This window comes from Limnothrix sp. HT2024 (assembly GCF_059138625.1).
This window is the reverse complement of sequence record NZ_CM181121.1, coordinates 3231248-3247318: the sequence shown is the minus strand read 5'-3', so window position 1 is coordinate 3247318 and position 16071 is coordinate 3231248. Positions and strand designations below refer to the sequence as shown.

General features: G+C 57.1%; 11 protein-coding genes. 7 read left to right on the top strand and 4 right to left on the bottom strand.

Annotated features, from left to right (window positions below; translation table 11 throughout):
- Positions 1-170: 170 nt before the first annotated feature.
- Positions 171-4535, bottom strand: coding sequence for a CHAT domain-containing protein (locus AC2IAX_RS13155; RefSeq protein WP_494387880.1), 4365 nt, complete (start codon positions 4533-4535; stop codon positions 171-173).
- Between the two features lie 162 nt (positions 4536-4697).
- On the opposite strand from AC2IAX_RS13155, the gene AC2IAX_RS13150 reads away from it, so the two are divergent.
- Genes AC2IAX_RS13150 through AC2IAX_RS13140 form a run of 3 tightly spaced genes read left to right on the top strand, consistent with a single transcriptional unit; the run spans position 4698 to position 7878 of the window.
- Positions 4698-6032, top strand: a complete 1335-nt coding sequence (locus AC2IAX_RS13150) for a P-loop NTPase fold protein (protein WP_494387879.1) — start codon at positions 4698-4700, stop codon at positions 6030-6032.
- Positions 6013-7698 carry a tetratricopeptide repeat protein gene (locus AC2IAX_RS13145; protein ID WP_494387878.1) on the top strand — a complete coding sequence of 562 codons (1686 nt, stop codon included), beginning with the start codon at positions 6013-6015 and terminating at the stop codon, positions 7696-7698. The genes AC2IAX_RS13150 and AC2IAX_RS13145 overlap by 20 nt, the downstream gene beginning before the upstream one ends.
- A complete protein-coding gene (locus tag AC2IAX_RS13140) occupies positions 7699-7878 on the top strand; it encodes a hypothetical protein (protein WP_494387877.1) in 180 nt (59 codons plus the stop codon).
- Between the two features lie 136 nt (positions 7879-8014).
- Here AC2IAX_RS13140 and AC2IAX_RS13135 read toward each other — a convergent pair whose 3' ends face one another.
- Complete coding sequence (locus AC2IAX_RS13135) at positions 8015-8659, bottom strand: hypothetical protein (RefSeq protein WP_494387876.1); 645 nt, start codon at positions 8657-8659, stop codon at positions 8015-8017.
- Between the two features lie 6 nt (positions 8660-8665).
- Positions 8666-8935, bottom strand: a complete 270-nt coding sequence (locus tag AC2IAX_RS13130) for a hypothetical protein (RefSeq protein WP_494387875.1) — start codon at positions 8933-8935, stop codon at positions 8666-8668.
- Positions 8936-9150: 215 nt separating this feature from the next.
- On the opposite strand from AC2IAX_RS13130, the gene AC2IAX_RS13125 reads away from it, so the two are divergent.
- From AC2IAX_RS13125 to phoU, 4 genes are all read left to right on the top strand, one after another.
- A complete protein-coding gene (locus AC2IAX_RS13125; RefSeq protein ID WP_494387874.1) occupies positions 9151-9906 on the top strand; it encodes a DUF305 domain-containing protein in 756 nt (251 codons plus the stop codon).
- Between the two features lie 711 nt (positions 9907-10617).
- On the top strand, positions 10618-11367 hold the full coding sequence (locus AC2IAX_RS13120) for a response regulator (RefSeq protein WP_099531549.1): 750 nt from the start codon (positions 10618-10620) through the stop codon (positions 11365-11367).
- Positions 11348-12907 (top strand): ATP-binding protein, encoded by a 1560-nt coding sequence (locus AC2IAX_RS13115; protein WP_494387873.1) that lies wholly within the window; start codon positions 11348-11350, stop codon positions 12905-12907. The genes AC2IAX_RS13120 and AC2IAX_RS13115 overlap by 20 nt, the downstream gene beginning before the upstream one ends.
- 1177 nt (positions 12908-14084) lie before the next feature.
- A complete protein-coding gene (gene phoU, locus AC2IAX_RS13110; RefSeq protein WP_494387872.1) occupies positions 14085-14780 on the top strand; it encodes a phosphate signaling complex protein PhoU in 696 nt (231 codons plus the stop codon).
- A 99-nt stretch (positions 14781-14879) separates the two neighbouring features.
- Here phoU and AC2IAX_RS13105 read toward each other — a convergent pair whose 3' ends face one another.
- Positions 14880-15800, bottom strand: coding sequence for an AEC family transporter (locus AC2IAX_RS13105; protein ID WP_494387871.1), 921 nt, complete (start codon positions 15798-15800; stop codon positions 14880-14882).
- Positions 15801-16071: the final 271 nt, after the last annotated feature.

Here is a 16071-nt window from a genome sequence, read left to right as displayed (position 1 = left end):
CCAAACAGCAACAGATGCACCACGATTAGCTGATTCGCAGGCAAATCCTCCCGCCAGGATAGCGGGCTGGGACTGGTGGCCGCCAAGGGCAACGCGATCGCCCGGGGAGTCGATCGACCCGTCTGGAGATCGATTCGGGATCGATTTGAAATCGATGAGATGACCGCAAATTACCAAGGACTGCCAATTGTGGTGAAGCTGGCCCAATAGTAGGGGTGCGCTAGGGAAAAAGTCGCTAACTTGCTCGACTCCGGCGGCAAATCTACAACGCCACCGGGAAACACCAAGCGCCCATCTTCGGCCCGAGTTTGCCCCCGCAACATGGCAATTTGGGCCCGGCGCAGGGCTTCCGCTTTGATGGGAGCCGATCGCAGGGCATCATAGAACCCCGCCATCAGCCCCAAGGTTCCCTCATCACTCACATACCAGAGGCTAGCCACCACGGATTTCACCCCCGCATCCACCGCAAAGCCCGCAAATCCCAACTCCGCCGACTCATCCCCGATCGCCGTGCGACAAGCACTCAGCACCAACAATTCCACGGGCGGACTGCCCAACCCCAAGTAGCGCAAATCACTAACCGCGAGCCGTCGATCCCATAACCGCACAAAGGAATCCTGGGGAGAGCCGGGCCGAAAATCCGCATGGGTGGCCAAATGCAAAATCGGGAACGGGTTCGATCGCCGCTGACGCTTCAGGTTTTCTAAGTTGAACTCTTCATTTAGAAAGGTTTTGTCCCGGGGAATGAGCCGCTGAATCGTGGCCAGTTCCACCGGCACAGCGGGCAACGGTGGCAAATCCGTGAACTCCGAGGCCCCAAAACTGAGCACCGGGGCCGATCGAATGGGTTCAAACTGCGTATCGGTCAGGTTAATGCTGGGAATTAACCCAACGCTGTATTTTTCAATCAAAAACTGCTGGCCATCGTGCAACACGGACACGGGCAGCGATCGCATCCCGCGATCCATCGAAAAGGCGATCGTGTCCACCTGATGGCGCACCAAATCTTCGGCCACGGGCCCCACAATCCAGCGGTATAGCTGTTCGGCCGGGGGGCGGTAGGTGTTGCTGATGCGGGCTACGGGGGTGGTGATGGCGGCTCGCAAATCATTCACCGCCTTCAAAACCCGATCGCGCTGGGCCTCGCGCACCACTCGATAGATCGGTGGCGCATCGGGAATCACCAAAATCACATCCAACTGCTCAGGGCGAGCGAAGGTATACAAAATCGCCGGTTTCAGGCCCGTTTTGGACTCCAAACGGCGCAATGTGCCCTGAAGGTCGGGAAAACTTTGCACATCGTTGCTCAGGGCCCGACCCAGATGGCCGTTGGTGAGGGTGGTATAGAGCCGATCGATTTCCACCGCTGCCTTGTCCGAAGCACCGTCTTTTAGGTGGTCAATGATTTGACGACGGGCCACCTGTTCAACGTCCGTCAAATTGTCTTCCGATTGCGCCCCGTTGCCCATGGCCCGTTGCTGCACGCTGCGCACCGCTTCCGGGTCAGCGCGATCGCCCTTCGCTTCTGGCTCCCCACCGGGAGTCGGCGTGGGACTCGGAGAAGGCGTGGGACTCGGGGAAGGTGTGGGACTCGGGGAAGGTGTGGGCGTGGGGCTGGGACTCGGCGTGGGACTCGGCGTGGGACTTGGCGTGGGACTGGGGGAAGGACTGGGACTTGGGCTAGGCGTAGGGCTTGGATCAGGACTGGGGCTGGGGCTAGGACTGGGACTAGGGGTGGGCACTGGCTCGCCCGTGGTGATGAATTCGATGTTGCCCTGGGTGAAGGGGCCCGGAAAGGAACCGGTGCTGATGGTGCTGCTGCCGGTGGATACGCCGCCCGCCAAGCCATTGCCACCGCTGCTGGGCGTTTCGCCCACCACCAAAGGCACAACAGGTGTTTGGGAACCGCCGCCATGGGTGATGCGCACGGCATTCCCTCCCTGGCTGCCGCCCGTGGCAATGCTGGTCAAAACGCCCGATCGATCAATAAAAGCCCCCAGGGCCCGGAAAAAGCGCGTGCTCACAATATCCACGCTGCCACCCCGACCATCACTCCCCCCTTGGGCGTTCAGGCTGGTGATTTGCACATCGCCCGGGCCCGTGAGGGTGAGGTTGGCGTTGCCACCGTTGCCGCCAATGGCGCTGAGATTCAGGGTTCCCAAACTGATGCCGGTGCTGGCGCGGGCCTGAAGATTGCCGCCTTGGCTGTTGCCGCTGGCGTTCAGGTTGCCCCCACTGATCTGGTCGGTGGCGCTGATCAGCGTGATGCTACCGGCGGCGTTTTGTCCCTGGGTGCTGAGGCTGCCAAAGCTGAGGGCCCGCTGGGCGGTGAGGGTGATGTTGCCGCCGCCGTTGCCCGCCGCCGTGATCAAACCGGCGATCGCGGCGCTGTTGTTGCTGCTGGCGATCGCCACATTGCCGGCCACGCCAATCACCGGAGCACTGGTGGACAGGTCGCCACTGAGGGCGATCGGGCCGTTGCTGTCGATCGTTACGCCGCCGCCGCTGCCATTGTTGCCGATCGCCTGGAGATTGCCCCCCACCGTCACCCCCGTGCTGCCATTGAGCGTGACTGCTCCCCCGGACTGACTGCCGCTGCTGGTGATGGCTCCCGTGGCGATCGCCCCGCCCGAGGTTCGCAATGTCACTTGCCCCCCGATCGGGCCCTGGCTGGTGATGGCTCCGGTGGTCAGGTTACCCGGCGCAGACAGGTTAATCGCCCCGCCGATGGTGTTAATGTCGCCCGTGGTGATGGAGCCGCTGCTGCTATTGAGGGTGATCGGGCCACCTGCGCTACCGGTGGTGCGCAAGGAGCCAGTGGTGATGCTGGAGCCGGCCGAGAGGTCGATCGCCCCGCCCTGGGTTTCCAGCGCCCCGATCGAGATCGCCTCGCCCGCTTGAATGGTGATCGGTGCGCCCAAGGTGCTCAACACATCGGCGGAATCCAAAAACCGCACATCGCGCCCCGCCGTAAACCGCACGGATCCCCCATTGGCCATCTGGAGACTGAGGCGATTATCGAGCAAATTTTCTAGGAAAATATCCCGTTCCGCCTCCAGGATCAGGTTAGCGGTGCCCAACAACCGCTCCAAGCGCCCCTCACTGATCGTGAAGTCCACTGGAGTGGGTGGCCCCGTAAAAAAGCCTTGATCGGTTCGCAGGATCTGATTTTCTGGCTGGCCAGAGGGCACATTACCGCTCAGTTGTGAATCATCAATGCCCACTAAACCGGGCACAATCCGAATATCCTGGGGATCCAGCAGCAGAGTGCCCAAGGAACCCAAGGGAGCCGTCAGATCCACCGTTCCCCGCACGGCCAATTCCCCTTTAGCCGACAGCTCCACAAAACCACCCGGGCCACCGTTGGGGCCGCCCCGGGCCGCGATCGCCCCGCTATACCAAGTCAAACCATCGGCCCAAACAATCACCTGACCGCCGGCCCCTCGATCGGTGGCGTTGGCCTGAATTTGGCTGGCCCGATCGACCCAAGTGGCCCAAGCGCTGAACAGATTCCCGCTGCCCCGTTCGCTGCCGCCAATTTGCACCCGACCGCCCCCCTGAGGGCCGCTGGCTTCCAAATTAGCCCCCACCAAACCCACCCGATCGCCCCCGATCGTGATGCTGCCGCCGGAGCCGGTGGAGCGGGCGGTGTCCACATTTCCGGCCACCGCCACACCCCGATCGGGCAAGGCCACGGGCCCCGACGCAACCGATTGCAACAGCACCGAGCCATCGGGATTGATCACCAACTGGGACGCGGCGGCGGTGGGGCTGCCGGCCAACAATTCCGCCAGTGATCGCCCCCCGATCGCCCCCGGTTCCGGCAAGGCCACTTCCAAGGTCAAGGTGGATCCATCGGGCGCAATCCTGACCCGATTCGTGCCGGGAATCGCGGCCACGGTCACGTTGCCTCCGGGAGCTTGCAGCCGGCCCGTGGACACCACGGAACCACCGCCCAACAGCCACAGATTTTGTCCTTCGCCCACGGCCAGGGAACCCCAGTTCAACAGATGACCAGGGCGATCGCTCACAAAATCCAGCCATTGCAAGGAGCCACTCAAGCCGCGAAAGTCTACGGGCCCTTGGGCAGGAAACCAACCGCCATCGCTGAAACCCAGCCGATCGGCCGTGGTGGCCATAAACGAAGCGGGCACATCCAACCGGGCCCCAGCCCCAAACAGGATCCCCGCAGGATTCATGAGATATAAATTTGCCTGGCCGCCGGAGACCCGAATCAGCCCTTCAATCACGGACGGTTCACCCCCAGTGACGCGCCCGACGATCGCCCGCAAGTCCGGTGTGGCCAAAAAGTTAGCGATTTCTTGGGAACTGAGGCCCAGCCGCTGAAAGCTATGGAACAGGTTATCGCCCGATCGGATGCCGCCGCCGATGTTGTATTGGTTGCCCTGTTGTTGGACGGTGGTGCCCAGGCCATCGTTGGCGGGAACGATCGCCGGTTCGGCATGGACGGGGCTGGCCATAAGGGCCATGCCGATGCCCAAAATCCCGATCGCCGTTTGCCGGTAACTACCCATGGCTTTTCCTCGCTCGATCGCTGGGGGTGGATGTGTCCTTAGGGCGATCGTAGCTCGCAAACGGTTGATTAACCCTGGCTTAATTTGCAGCGGCGGGGCAATCATCCATCCACTAGTTTTTGGCCGTAGACTGGCTGGGTTGGGACTGTTGGGATCAAAACAATGTCGAACTCGTTGCTGCGCGACCGCTTTCGTCAGGCCTATCGCAACTTGAACTTGCAACCGCTGCTGGATGAAAAAGCGATCGCCCAATTTGGCATTGAGTATGGCGAAGAGTCGATCGCGGAACTCGAAAATCTGATCGACTTAGCCGAAGCACCCCACAACAAAATCATCTTTGCAGGCCACCGGGGATGTGGAAAATCGACCCTGTTGGCCACTTTGGAGCGGCGGCTGAATGCCGACCCAGAACAGCGTTTTTTTATTGTGCGGTTCTCGATCGCCGATGTGGTGGAACAGTCGGACGTGAACCATGTGAATCTGCTGTTTTCAATCGCCTTGCAAATTATGGAACGGGCGGTTGATGCGCAAGTAGATCTTTCTCAAGAGCAACGAAAGCGGATCGAAAATTGGTTTGCCGAGCACACCCGAACCGTCACCGAAACGCCCATTAGTGCCGAAGTGGAAGCCGGGTTTGATTTTGTGTTCTTTAAGGGCAAGATGAAAACCGATTCATCAGTGCGAGATGAAATTAAAAAGAAATTTGAGCGTAGTGTTTTTGATTTAATTCAACAACTGGATGGCATCGCTTCTGTGATTGAGTTGGCAACTCAGCAGGAGCTGTTGGTCATTATTGATGATCTAGATAAATTAGATTTGCCCGTTGCTCGAAATCTCTATTATGAAAATGTCAATGCTCTCTTTGCTCCTAGCTTTCGGATTTTGTACACGGTACCGATCGGGGCAGTACGAGATATTACATTGCTGAATAGCGTGAAGACTGCTTCAGACAACCAAATGCACTTCATGCGAGTCTCGAAGCTTTATAAGCGGGGTGACAGTCGAAAAGCTGATGTGCCCCCGAATCCTCAAGTGATAGAAGAGCTGACGGAAGCGCTCTACCGGCGGATTGATCAGGACTTGATGGAGCCAGGGATTGCCGGGAAAATCGCCGTAACGAGCGGTGGTGTGCTGCGGGAATTAGTCCGAATTGCCAATGAGTGCTGTCAGCAAGCTCTGTTGAAATTGCGGCGCGATCGCACCCTGGCGGATCTCAAAATCAATGAGGAAATCTTGCAGCTTGCGATTAACGAATTACGCAATGATATTGCTGCGCCCTTAACCCAAAATAATTATCGAATTTTGCTGGAGATCTATCATCACTATATCTACGATGCCCAAGACGACCAAGAGCGCCAAACCTTCTTGGATCTGTTGCAGTGGCTGTATGTGTTGGAATATCGCAATGCGGATGATTGGTTTGATGTGAATCCGTTGGTGGTGGATTTGTTGAAGCGGCGAGGATTGACCAACAGCGATGACCAGTCCCCAGAATGATGCAGCGCTGCAAGATGAGCTGACCTTTGAGCGGTTAATTGAAACCATTGCCGCCAGCAAGGGAATGTCTGCCCTGTTGGTGGCGGTGAGTGATGACCCGTTCCAGGAGGAAACAATCGTCCGGCGCTGTGAGGTGGAGCTGTTGCAACAAGAGGGCATCCACACGGTGGAGGTGCAGTTGGCGCGGCGCGACCCTAGTATGCGGGCGGCGATCGAACGGGCCTTGACCACAGCCCCCCACGTCCGCGCGGGGCGGCCGAGCGTGCTGATGGTGCGCGGGGCGGGGGGCCTGTCGGGGTTGAACTTGCAGGCCGAGGACGACAGCCCCACGGAAATCGATCGCTTTTTTGGGTATTTGCAATGGACGCGGGAAGCGATCGGGCAAATTCCCTATCCGATCGTCCTGTGGCTCACGCCGCGCCTCTACAAGCAAATGGCCAAGCGTGCTCCCGATTTTTGGAGTTGGCGACGGGGCACATTTCAGTTTCGCCAGCGAACTCCTGTGGAAACGGGGCCGGTTCGCTCCCCAGATTTCCTTGGCCAGATCGCCCGTGATGATTCTGATGACGACAGCATTCTTTCCGATGATTCTGATGACGACAGCATTCTTTCCCTCGAAGACTTGCAGGCCGCAATCACGGCCAACACCAATAATCGTCCCCGCCTAGCCCGCCTCTGGAATCAGTTAGGTAGGCGATATCAGCGGGATTACAACAACTATCCCGAGTCGATTGTGGCTTGTGAACAAGCGCTGCAAATTGCTCGTGAATTGGACGATCAGTATGAGAAGGCCTATGCACTGAACTGGCTGGGCAATGCTTACAATTCCCTTGGTGAGTATCAGCAGGCCATCGACTTTCACGAGCAATCCCTAGAAATCAGACGTGCGATCAGCGATCACAAAGGAGAAGCAGGTTCCCTAGGCAATTTGGGCAATACTTACAAGTCTCTTGGTGAGTATCAGCAGTCCATCGACTTTTACGAGCAATCCCTGGCAATCTTTCGTACGATCAGTGATCGCTACGGTGAAGCATATGCCTTAAACAACTTGGGCAATACTTACAAGTCTCTTGGTGAGTATCAGCGGTCCATCGACTTTTACGAGCAATCCCTAGCAATCTTTCGTACGATCGGCGATCACTACGGTGAAGCATATGCCTTAAATGGTCTAGGCAATGCTTACTTGTTCCTTGGTGAATATCAGCGGGCGATCGACTTTCACGAGCAATCCTTAGCAATCAAACGGGCGATCGACAATCGCCACGGTGAAGCCGCTTCTCTAGGCAATTTGGGCAATGCTTACTATTCCCTGGGTGAGTATCAGCGGGCGATCGACTTTTACGAGCAATCCCTAGCAATCTTTCGTACGATCGGCGATCGCCGAGGAGAAGCAAATTCATTAAACAATTTGGGCAATGCTTACAATTCCCTGGGTGAGCATCAGCGGGCGATCGACTTTCACGAGCAGTCCCTAGCAATTAAATGGGCAATCGGCTATCGGCAAGGAGAAGCAAATTCGTTGGCAAACAAAGGGACTTACTTAGCCAAGTTGGGCAAAAAATGGGAAGCCAAACAATACTACGAAGCGGCGCGGCAAATTTATCAAGAATTGGGGCTACAGTACCGTGTTCATGACGTGAATGATCGCCTACGAACTCTACTGTAAGTGGTCGAGCCGTTTGGTTCGGTGGACTTGGCAAGATTGCAGGAACCTCGCCAGCCGGAACCTTGGGAGTTGGAACGGTTCGACCAACCCCGCCCGCCGCGTCCGTCCGGCCCACCCTGGTGGCAACGCCTTTGGCGGGCCTTTCGTCGTTGGTTTCGTCGCCTGTGGCAACCCTACTAGGGCCCACGAAACTAATCAATTCAGCCTTTCGCCACCGACTGGTCTGGTTGGTGTGCGCCCTTCCATAGCAAGGTGCAACAGGCGGAACTCCCCCAGACACCGCCATGGCATCGGGGGCGATCGCCCTGGCCCAGGCCTATGGGGTTGGGGCAGGCGGTTCTAGCTGATTGAGGGCTCCACAGATATATCGCTTGACGGTTTCGCGGCTGGCGGTCACGCCGCTGGGCAGGGTAAACACCATCTCGACGGTGGTTTGGTTGTTTTCTGCTAAGGCAAATACATCAATGGGCAAGGCCCGTTGAAAGGCGGTGGCGGGGTTTTCGGCGCGCATCGTACCGTTGGCTACGTCGGTGCTGAGGGTGCGAATGCCTTCGCGGGCCAAGATCACCCGCAGTTGAAAGAAGGCTCTTTCGACGGATAGGCCTTGGACTTGGACGCGGGCGAAGTAGGCGGAACCGTTGAAGAAGTCGCCTTTTTTGTCGAAGCTTTCTTCGCAGGTGGTGGCCAGGGCGGGCGTGCCAAGGCAGAGCAAGGCCAGGCTCAGGAGCAGCGATCGCATGGTTTGCATGATCGGGTCAAAGAACAAAACCTCAGGATTGCCGATCGGGAATGGGCATGGCCATAGCGGTGTGACACAAAGGAGCCACAGCACGCGATCGTGTAGAGCAATGATGGCGGCCCAAGTAATCGGAAATAGTCGGTTTGCCCGATCAACCGATCCACAACCTCCGCGAAACAATGCGGGTTTCAGTCGATCGCCCCAGGTTGTGGATCGGCTCATTGTTGACTAGCCGACCGTGATATTCGGCTCCTCGCAGAAATTCACCAACACCGTTTCGCTTTCCGACTCATCCTCAAACACAAAGCTGATGTACCACTCACAGGGCGAATCATTCGTATGCTCCGCCCAGGTGACTGTTGCCCCCTCCCCAGAAGCAATTCCCTCTTCTGGCAAATCGAACTGCGACCACTCCTCATCATCGGGCGAAACCCAAATTTCCAGGATGGTTTGATCGGTGTTGTTGGTGACCGTAAAGCTAAACAAATCGTCCGACATGGGGGGTATATCCCAAAATTGCAGAATACGGCTCCGTTCTAGACTCCAAACCGGGTCGCTGTGGGCTTTCCTTAGCTTTTCTTCACCACGCCGTTCCCTTGCCCGCAATTCAGATTCCAACTCCTATGCTGAAATGAAACCCCTGATCGAGCGGGCATTACTGAACCGATCGGTCTTGGTTTTGATGGTTTTTGATCAATTAGGAGCAAGATTCGATGAAATGGACTGGCAAACAAGGCCCATGGCTCGCGGGCCTGTCCCTCGCGATCGCCAGCACCGCCGCGATCGGGGGTTGGGGATTTAGCCAATGGCGGGGCCAACAACCCGCCGCATCGGCCCAAGGTTCCAACCCCATCGCCCAGGCCAGCCCCGCCCTTTGTCCTCCCGGCGGGGACGCGGCCGGCGGCATGGCGCATCATATGCACTCGATGCAGGTGAGCAGCGAGTTTGAATTCATCAGCCACATGATTCCGCACCACCAGGAGGCGATCGACACGGCCAAGCTCGTGCGCGATCGCACCCAACGGCTGGAAATGCGGCAATTTACCCAAGCGATTATTGATGCCCAAAGCCGGGAGGTGAGCCAAATGAAAACATGGCTGCAAACCTGGTATCCCAACCAAACCAGCACCCAGGCCTACCAGCCCATGATGCGCCCTCTGGAACCTTTGCAAGGGGATGCGCTGGATCAGCAGTTCTTGCAAGATATGGTGATGCACCATCAAGGGGCGGTGATGATGGCCCAAAGCCTGATTCAAGGCAAGTTGGTGAAACATCCGCCCGTGCAGTCGATGGCTCAGGATGTGATTCGCACCCAAAGCCAGGAGATTGATCAGATGCAAACCTGGTTGGGGACTTGGTTCCCGAACGGTGGCCAATGTGGGCGATCAACGGCGACGGATTCCACGGGCAACGGGTTAATGCACCACGGCATGAACCACGGGAATATGAACCATGGGAAACAGCCTTAGGCTTCGTTGTATTCGCCATCGGGTTTGCACCGTGGTGATTCGCCACCATGATTAGTCTGGGTCAATAGTCCAGCAGGGGCCGTATAGGGCCGGCCGCCAGCATTCATCGGGAATGGCATGGGATCACCATCCCGATCGCCCATCGATTTTGGTTGATTACGGTTGATTCTTAAAGAAATGGCTAAGGAACAAGCAGCCATTAGCCACAACTTCAACGAATTTTCTGAGGAAATGGCCCTGGCACTTTCTGGGACAATTTGGACAACCCAACGCCCCGGGGACATTTTCTGAGCCAAAAAACTTCTGAGCCAGAAAAACCGTCAGGAAATTTTTACAAATTCCACAGGGGGGCGATCGCCGGCCGGCGGGAACCTTGGTATCGTGGAGATATAAATCGTATACCGCAATACGAAATAAATCAGGAAGCTTAGGGTGTGTCGTCAAATCGCCTGAAACCCTGATTCCACCGTTGGCAGATCGTGGAAGACAAGAGGCTCAAGCCCCTTGTTACGACGACTGAGACATGTAAAATCAATCGTTTCTGCCTGATCCTAGGAAATGACGACAGACCCTATTTCCTAACGTTATATTTGCGCCGTTTTAGCGCTAGTTTGGCGCTGTTCTGGTGCTTTGCGAGGGTTCGCTCACGCCACCTCACTGCTCGATCGATTCATCACCGCCGAATCTGTTCCTCAAGAATTTCACCGTATGCTGGCCAGCGATCGCGCCCTGAAATTTAATCCCCTGGATGCGGGGCAACCCAGCCGCATCCTGATTGTTGAAGACGAAGAACTGATTCGCGATATGGTTGCCGCGGCCCTGCGCGACGAGGGCTATGAAGTATTAGTGGCGGCCGATGGGGCTGCGGCCTTGAACCTGTTGAATCTGAACAATCCCGGCGACATGAACCGCCCGCCCGACTTGATTGTTCTGGATTTGATGTTGCCCCGGGTGAATGGGCTGGATCTGTGTCGGCTGTTGCGCCAGCGCCAAGATCCCGTGCCGATTTTGATGCTGAGTGCTAAGGGCAGCGAGACCGACCGGGTGTTGGGGCTGGAAGTGGGGGCCGATGACTACCTCACGAAGCCCTTCAGTATGCGGGAGTTGGTGGCTCGTTGTCGGGCCCTGCTGCGGCGCAATCGGATCGTGAGCGCGGCCCAGCCGGAAGTGCTGCGCTATCGGGATATTGAACTGTATCCCCAGGAATGCCGGGTGGTGGTGCGCACTCAGGAGGTGAACCTGTCACCGAAGGAATTTCGACTGCTGGAATTGTTTGTGCAACATCCCCGGCGGGTTTGGTCTCGGGAGCAATTGCTGGAGCGCATTTGGGGCATTGACTTCATTGGCGACAGCAAAACCGTTGATGTGCATATCCGCTGGCTGCGAGAAAAGATTGAGCTAGATCCCAGCACGCCTGAATACATCGTCACCATTCGCGGCTTTGGCTATCGATTTGGTTAGTGTCCTAGTCGGTTTAGGACTGGGGCTAGGGGTTGGGGTGTGGCAACAGGCGCGGCTGCGTTCTCGCCTGATGCAGCTTTTTGCGCCCATTTTGGCCGATGAGGTGGCGATTCCGTTGGGGCTGGAGTCCTTAGTGCGGCGCGGGGTGGTGGCGGCGCTCGATCGGGAAGTGGCCCTGGAGTCTCAGCTCGAAATCTGGGAGAAGGCCCTGGCGGCGGCTCCGATCGCCTTTCTGTGGGTCGATCGCGATGATGGCCTGCGGTGGTGCAATGATCGGGCCCGGGAATTGTTCGCCATCCGTCAGTGGCAACCCAGCCAAGACCGGCTCTTGATTGAGGTGGTGCGCTCCTACGATTTGGATCAGTTGGTGCAACAAACCCGGCGGGGCCGGCTCACTTGCCAACGGGACTGGACTTTTTATGGGGATCCACGGCCGGAACCCACGGAACCGACGGAGGGCCCGGAGTTCAGCGACCACGGGACGATCGATCCGCCATTGCCGGGGCCGGGAACCGCCACCAAGGGGGTGGGGCTGGCCCTGCGGGGGTGGGGAATTCCGCTGCCCCATGGTCATGTGGCGATTTTTGTGGAAAATTGCCAACAGATGGTGGATTTGGCCCGCAGTCGCAACCGGTGGATCAATGACTTGGCCCATGAGTTGCGCACGCCCCTCACGTCCATTCAATTGGTGTTTGAAACCCTGCAAAAGCAACTGGAACCGCCCTTGAGTCATTGGGTCGATCGGGCGATGCCGGAAGTGAAACGGCTGGTGCGCTTTGTGCAAGATTGGCTGGATTTGAGCCAAATGGAACAGAATCCGGGGCAAATTTTGCGCCTGGAGGTGTTGGACTTGGTGGAGGTGGCCCAGGCGGCTTGGCAGTCGGTGGAACCCTTGGCGGAACGAAAATCGGTGGCCCTGGTGCTCGATCGGGATGGGTTAGATCATCTTTGGCTCCAGGGCGATCGGGCCAAGCTCCATCGGCTGCTGTTAAATCTGCTGGACAATGCGATTAAGTACAGCCCGGAAGGTGGGCAAATTTGGCTGCACATTTCCCAAGATGCGCCGGCCTTGACCTTGCCCCAACCGCCCAAGGAGTTAGCGGAGGAATTGGCGGAGGAACTGGGTTTGGCGAGCCAGTCGGGCGATCGCGCCTCGGAGTCTGACCCGCACTGGGCCGCCGGAGCGCCCCAGCCCAACCCCCAAGCGGCCAGCGACTCCCCCGACCCAGACAATGACCCGATCGCCACCTGGGCCTATGCCGACGTGATCGATATGGGGCCCGGATTTTCGCCCACGGATTTACCTCACATTTTCGAGCGGCTCTATCGCGGCGACGCTTCCCGCACCCGCGAAACCGATGCCATGATTGCGCCCCAGTTACCCAGCACCGGCAGCGGCCTGGGGTTGGCGATCGCCCGGCAAATTGCGATCGCCCATGGGGGACAAATTACCGGCAGCAACGACCCCAAAACCGGCGGCGCAAGGCTGCGGGTGGCCCTGCCGATTCGGGCCATCCGTCAACCCCTGGATGATCTGTAGCGCTTGACGATCGGGCGCAATCCCCAAAAACACCAACAACCGGGGCGATCGAGTTGTTTGGTAGCCAACAGCACCCCAACCAGTGCAGAAATTTTGAACAATCATCTCAGGGGCGACTCTTCCCGGGATTGCGGCAGATCAGCCCACTAAAGTTTGGTTAAATTCCCACTAAACTTCTGAGCTGGAACCCCCATCTTAAGAAAATATAAGATATAAAGGAAAGGCAATCTTTTGACATGCATCCATTAATTTCTCATTTCCATTCCCCTTTTTACCGAGGCATTTTTATTCCAATCCTTATCCATCAGACAATCGCCAATTAGTCCAATGGCAGCCTTGATTAATCCTAGATTGATCTTTCGCAGATTGTCCTTTCATGAACCTTTGATCAGACAACAGCATGAGTCATTAAGTATGAATCATTAATCACCCCAGTCGATGTTTCGTCATCATTCCTTGCGATCTTCCCGATCGCTCAAAAATTGTCAAATCCATCAAGATTGATTGGAGTTTGACCCAGCAATCCCTAATTCTATTTCTGTCCGTTGCCTAGCAGCTTCCCAGAAACTTCCCGGAAATTTTTCCAGTACTTTTGGATCAGCCTTTCCCTAGTCATCAAACTCTCGGCGCGATCGGCTTTGTTCAAAATTTCTGCCCGAATTTCTGCCCAAAATATTCATAGCCAAGCGCCAAGCCCCTAAGAGGATGTCTGAAAAGCCAAAATTGCTACTCTGTACGCCCCAGTGATCGACTTAGACAAGGGGCTTAAGCCCCTTGTTTCCACGACTATTGGTGCTTGCCCGTGCCAAAGAATACTTTTTAAACATCCTCTAAGCCGCACTCATCTTTCTTTGCCAGCCCTCCAACTAAGAACCAGCAATTCATCAAGAATCCATGGTGCAATTCCTGGTTTTGAGTCTTTACTTTTTTCAAGTTGCGCCATCAGTGATTTATCTATTTTTCAACACCTTCTTTCATCGATCAATGCGGCTCTAAGGCTTCTTGGGGGTTGGTGTCTTGATTTCCTGAAGTAGATGTTCTCAATAGAACTGGGTTGGTGGTTTCATTGCTGAGCAACGCCTAAATTCAAAAGGAAATCATTCTGAGCCAATCATCACGGTTTCCAAAGTAGGGTTGGGGCGAGCTGTTGATTCATTCCGTTGTTTATGAAGGTTCCATGATTGCTGTAGACGTGAAACGATCTTTGTTTTCCACTGCTTCGGGTGCGGCCACCAAACCGACGGCGATCGAGCGCAAAATCAAGCGAGTTTGCCAAGATGTGCTGCGGATGGGAGCGCTGGTTGAGGATTCGTTTCGCCTCACTCAGCAAGCCCTGTTTGCCCGCGACCTATCCACGATCGAGCGGATTAATGCCCTCGAAGACCGCATCGATGCGTTCTATCGCCAAATTGAACTCGACTGCGTGGTCACCATGACCCTGAACGCTCCGGTGGCGGAAAATTGCCGCTGGCTGAGTGCCCTGATGCAGTTGGTGCGGGACTTGGAACGCATTGGCGATTATTCCCAGGATTTGGCGGACATTGCGGTGCGCCTGTTTCCCTATGGGCCCCATCCCCATTTGGAGGAGGTGGAAGCCATGGCTCGCCAAACCCTAACCATGTTGGGCATGAGTTTGGCGGCGTTGGTAGAACCAGATCCGGAGGCGGGGGCCCGGCTCCAGGCGGCGGACAATGTGGTGGATGAGGCCTACGATCGCCTCTATAGCCTGTTGGCCACGCAGCGGGATGTGCCGGGGCCGATCGAGCCGGTGTTGCTGATGGTGCTGACCATTCGCCACATTGAGCGCATGGCCGACCATGCCACCAATATTGCCCAACGGGCCTCCTATATCGTGACGGGTCACCGCCCCTAGCCATCCCCTGAGAGGATGCCTGATCAGCCAGAATGTCCACTCCGTAAGCCCCAGCAATCAACGAAGACAAGGGGCTTCAGGCCCTTGCCCCCACGACCCCTAAGCCCCAAACAGCCAAAGCCAAAGGGGCAAGGTGAAGGGCAAGGCCAGGGTTCCCAGGGCCACACTGGACACGGCCAAGTCCCGATCGAGGTCGTAGGCTTCGGCAATGACCAAACAGGCAAAGGCCGGGGGCATGGCCATCTGCAACACCAAAACCAAGAGGGTCGGCCCCTGCCATCCCCAACCCCGCAGGGCCAACCCCACCACCAGGGGCACGATCGCCATTTTGATCACCAACAGGGCGATCGCCGGGGCCGTGGCATTGCCCCAACGCAACTGACTGAGCCGCATTCCAATCAACACCAAGGCCAGGGCCACCACAGTCCAAGCAATGGCCGTCAGTCCCCGATCGATCACCTGGGGCAGGGCGATCGATCGCGACCCCAAGCCCGCCAGGGCCCCCCAGACCGTCGGATTCACCAACCCCGCCCGCACCATGCCCCAACCGTCGCTGGATTGTCCCCCCAGCCGGGCCGCCAGGGCCGAACCCACCCCATAGGCCCCCAGGGTTGTGCCCGCCACATCAAAAAACAGGGCCCAGGCAAATTGCCCACTCCCCACCAGGGCCAAGGCGATCGGGAAGCCCAAATAGCCCGTGTTGCCAAACATGCTCCCCAGCCAAAAGCTGGCTCGCCGTTGGGGAGCGGTCACCCCTTGCCAGTGCAACCATCCCCAAGCCAGGCAACCGGCCAGGGCGATCGCCCCCCAAGCCACCAAGGGAGCCAACCAGGCTTGGCCGCTCAGATCCGTTTGGCGCAAAAAGGCCACGCAGCTCAGGGGCACCCCTACCCAAAACAGCCCTTGCCCAATCGCCCCGGACACCCGCGCCGGTAGCCAGCGGCCCAACAGCACCCCCAAGCCCACCCCACCGGCCAAGGTGGCGTATAACTTCCCCAACACAACTGCATCCAACGCCATTCCCTATCCCTGCCTTTGCCCAACAGTTCCCATTCAGCTCCAATCTCAGATCCAATCCCAGGTTCAATTCAGATTTAGTTTCAGATCCAATGCAGATTCAATTCGGTTGAGTTTCGAGCCAAGATTCCACAAAAACTCGCCCCCTTTCCATCAAACGCATCCCCACAGCCCCAAAACCGGCCGCAGTTTCCGCCAAAGACCTCAGTAATCCCGATTCGATCGGTCACATGCTCTCTTTCGCGAACCCCATGGCAAGCGCTACAGTGTCGAA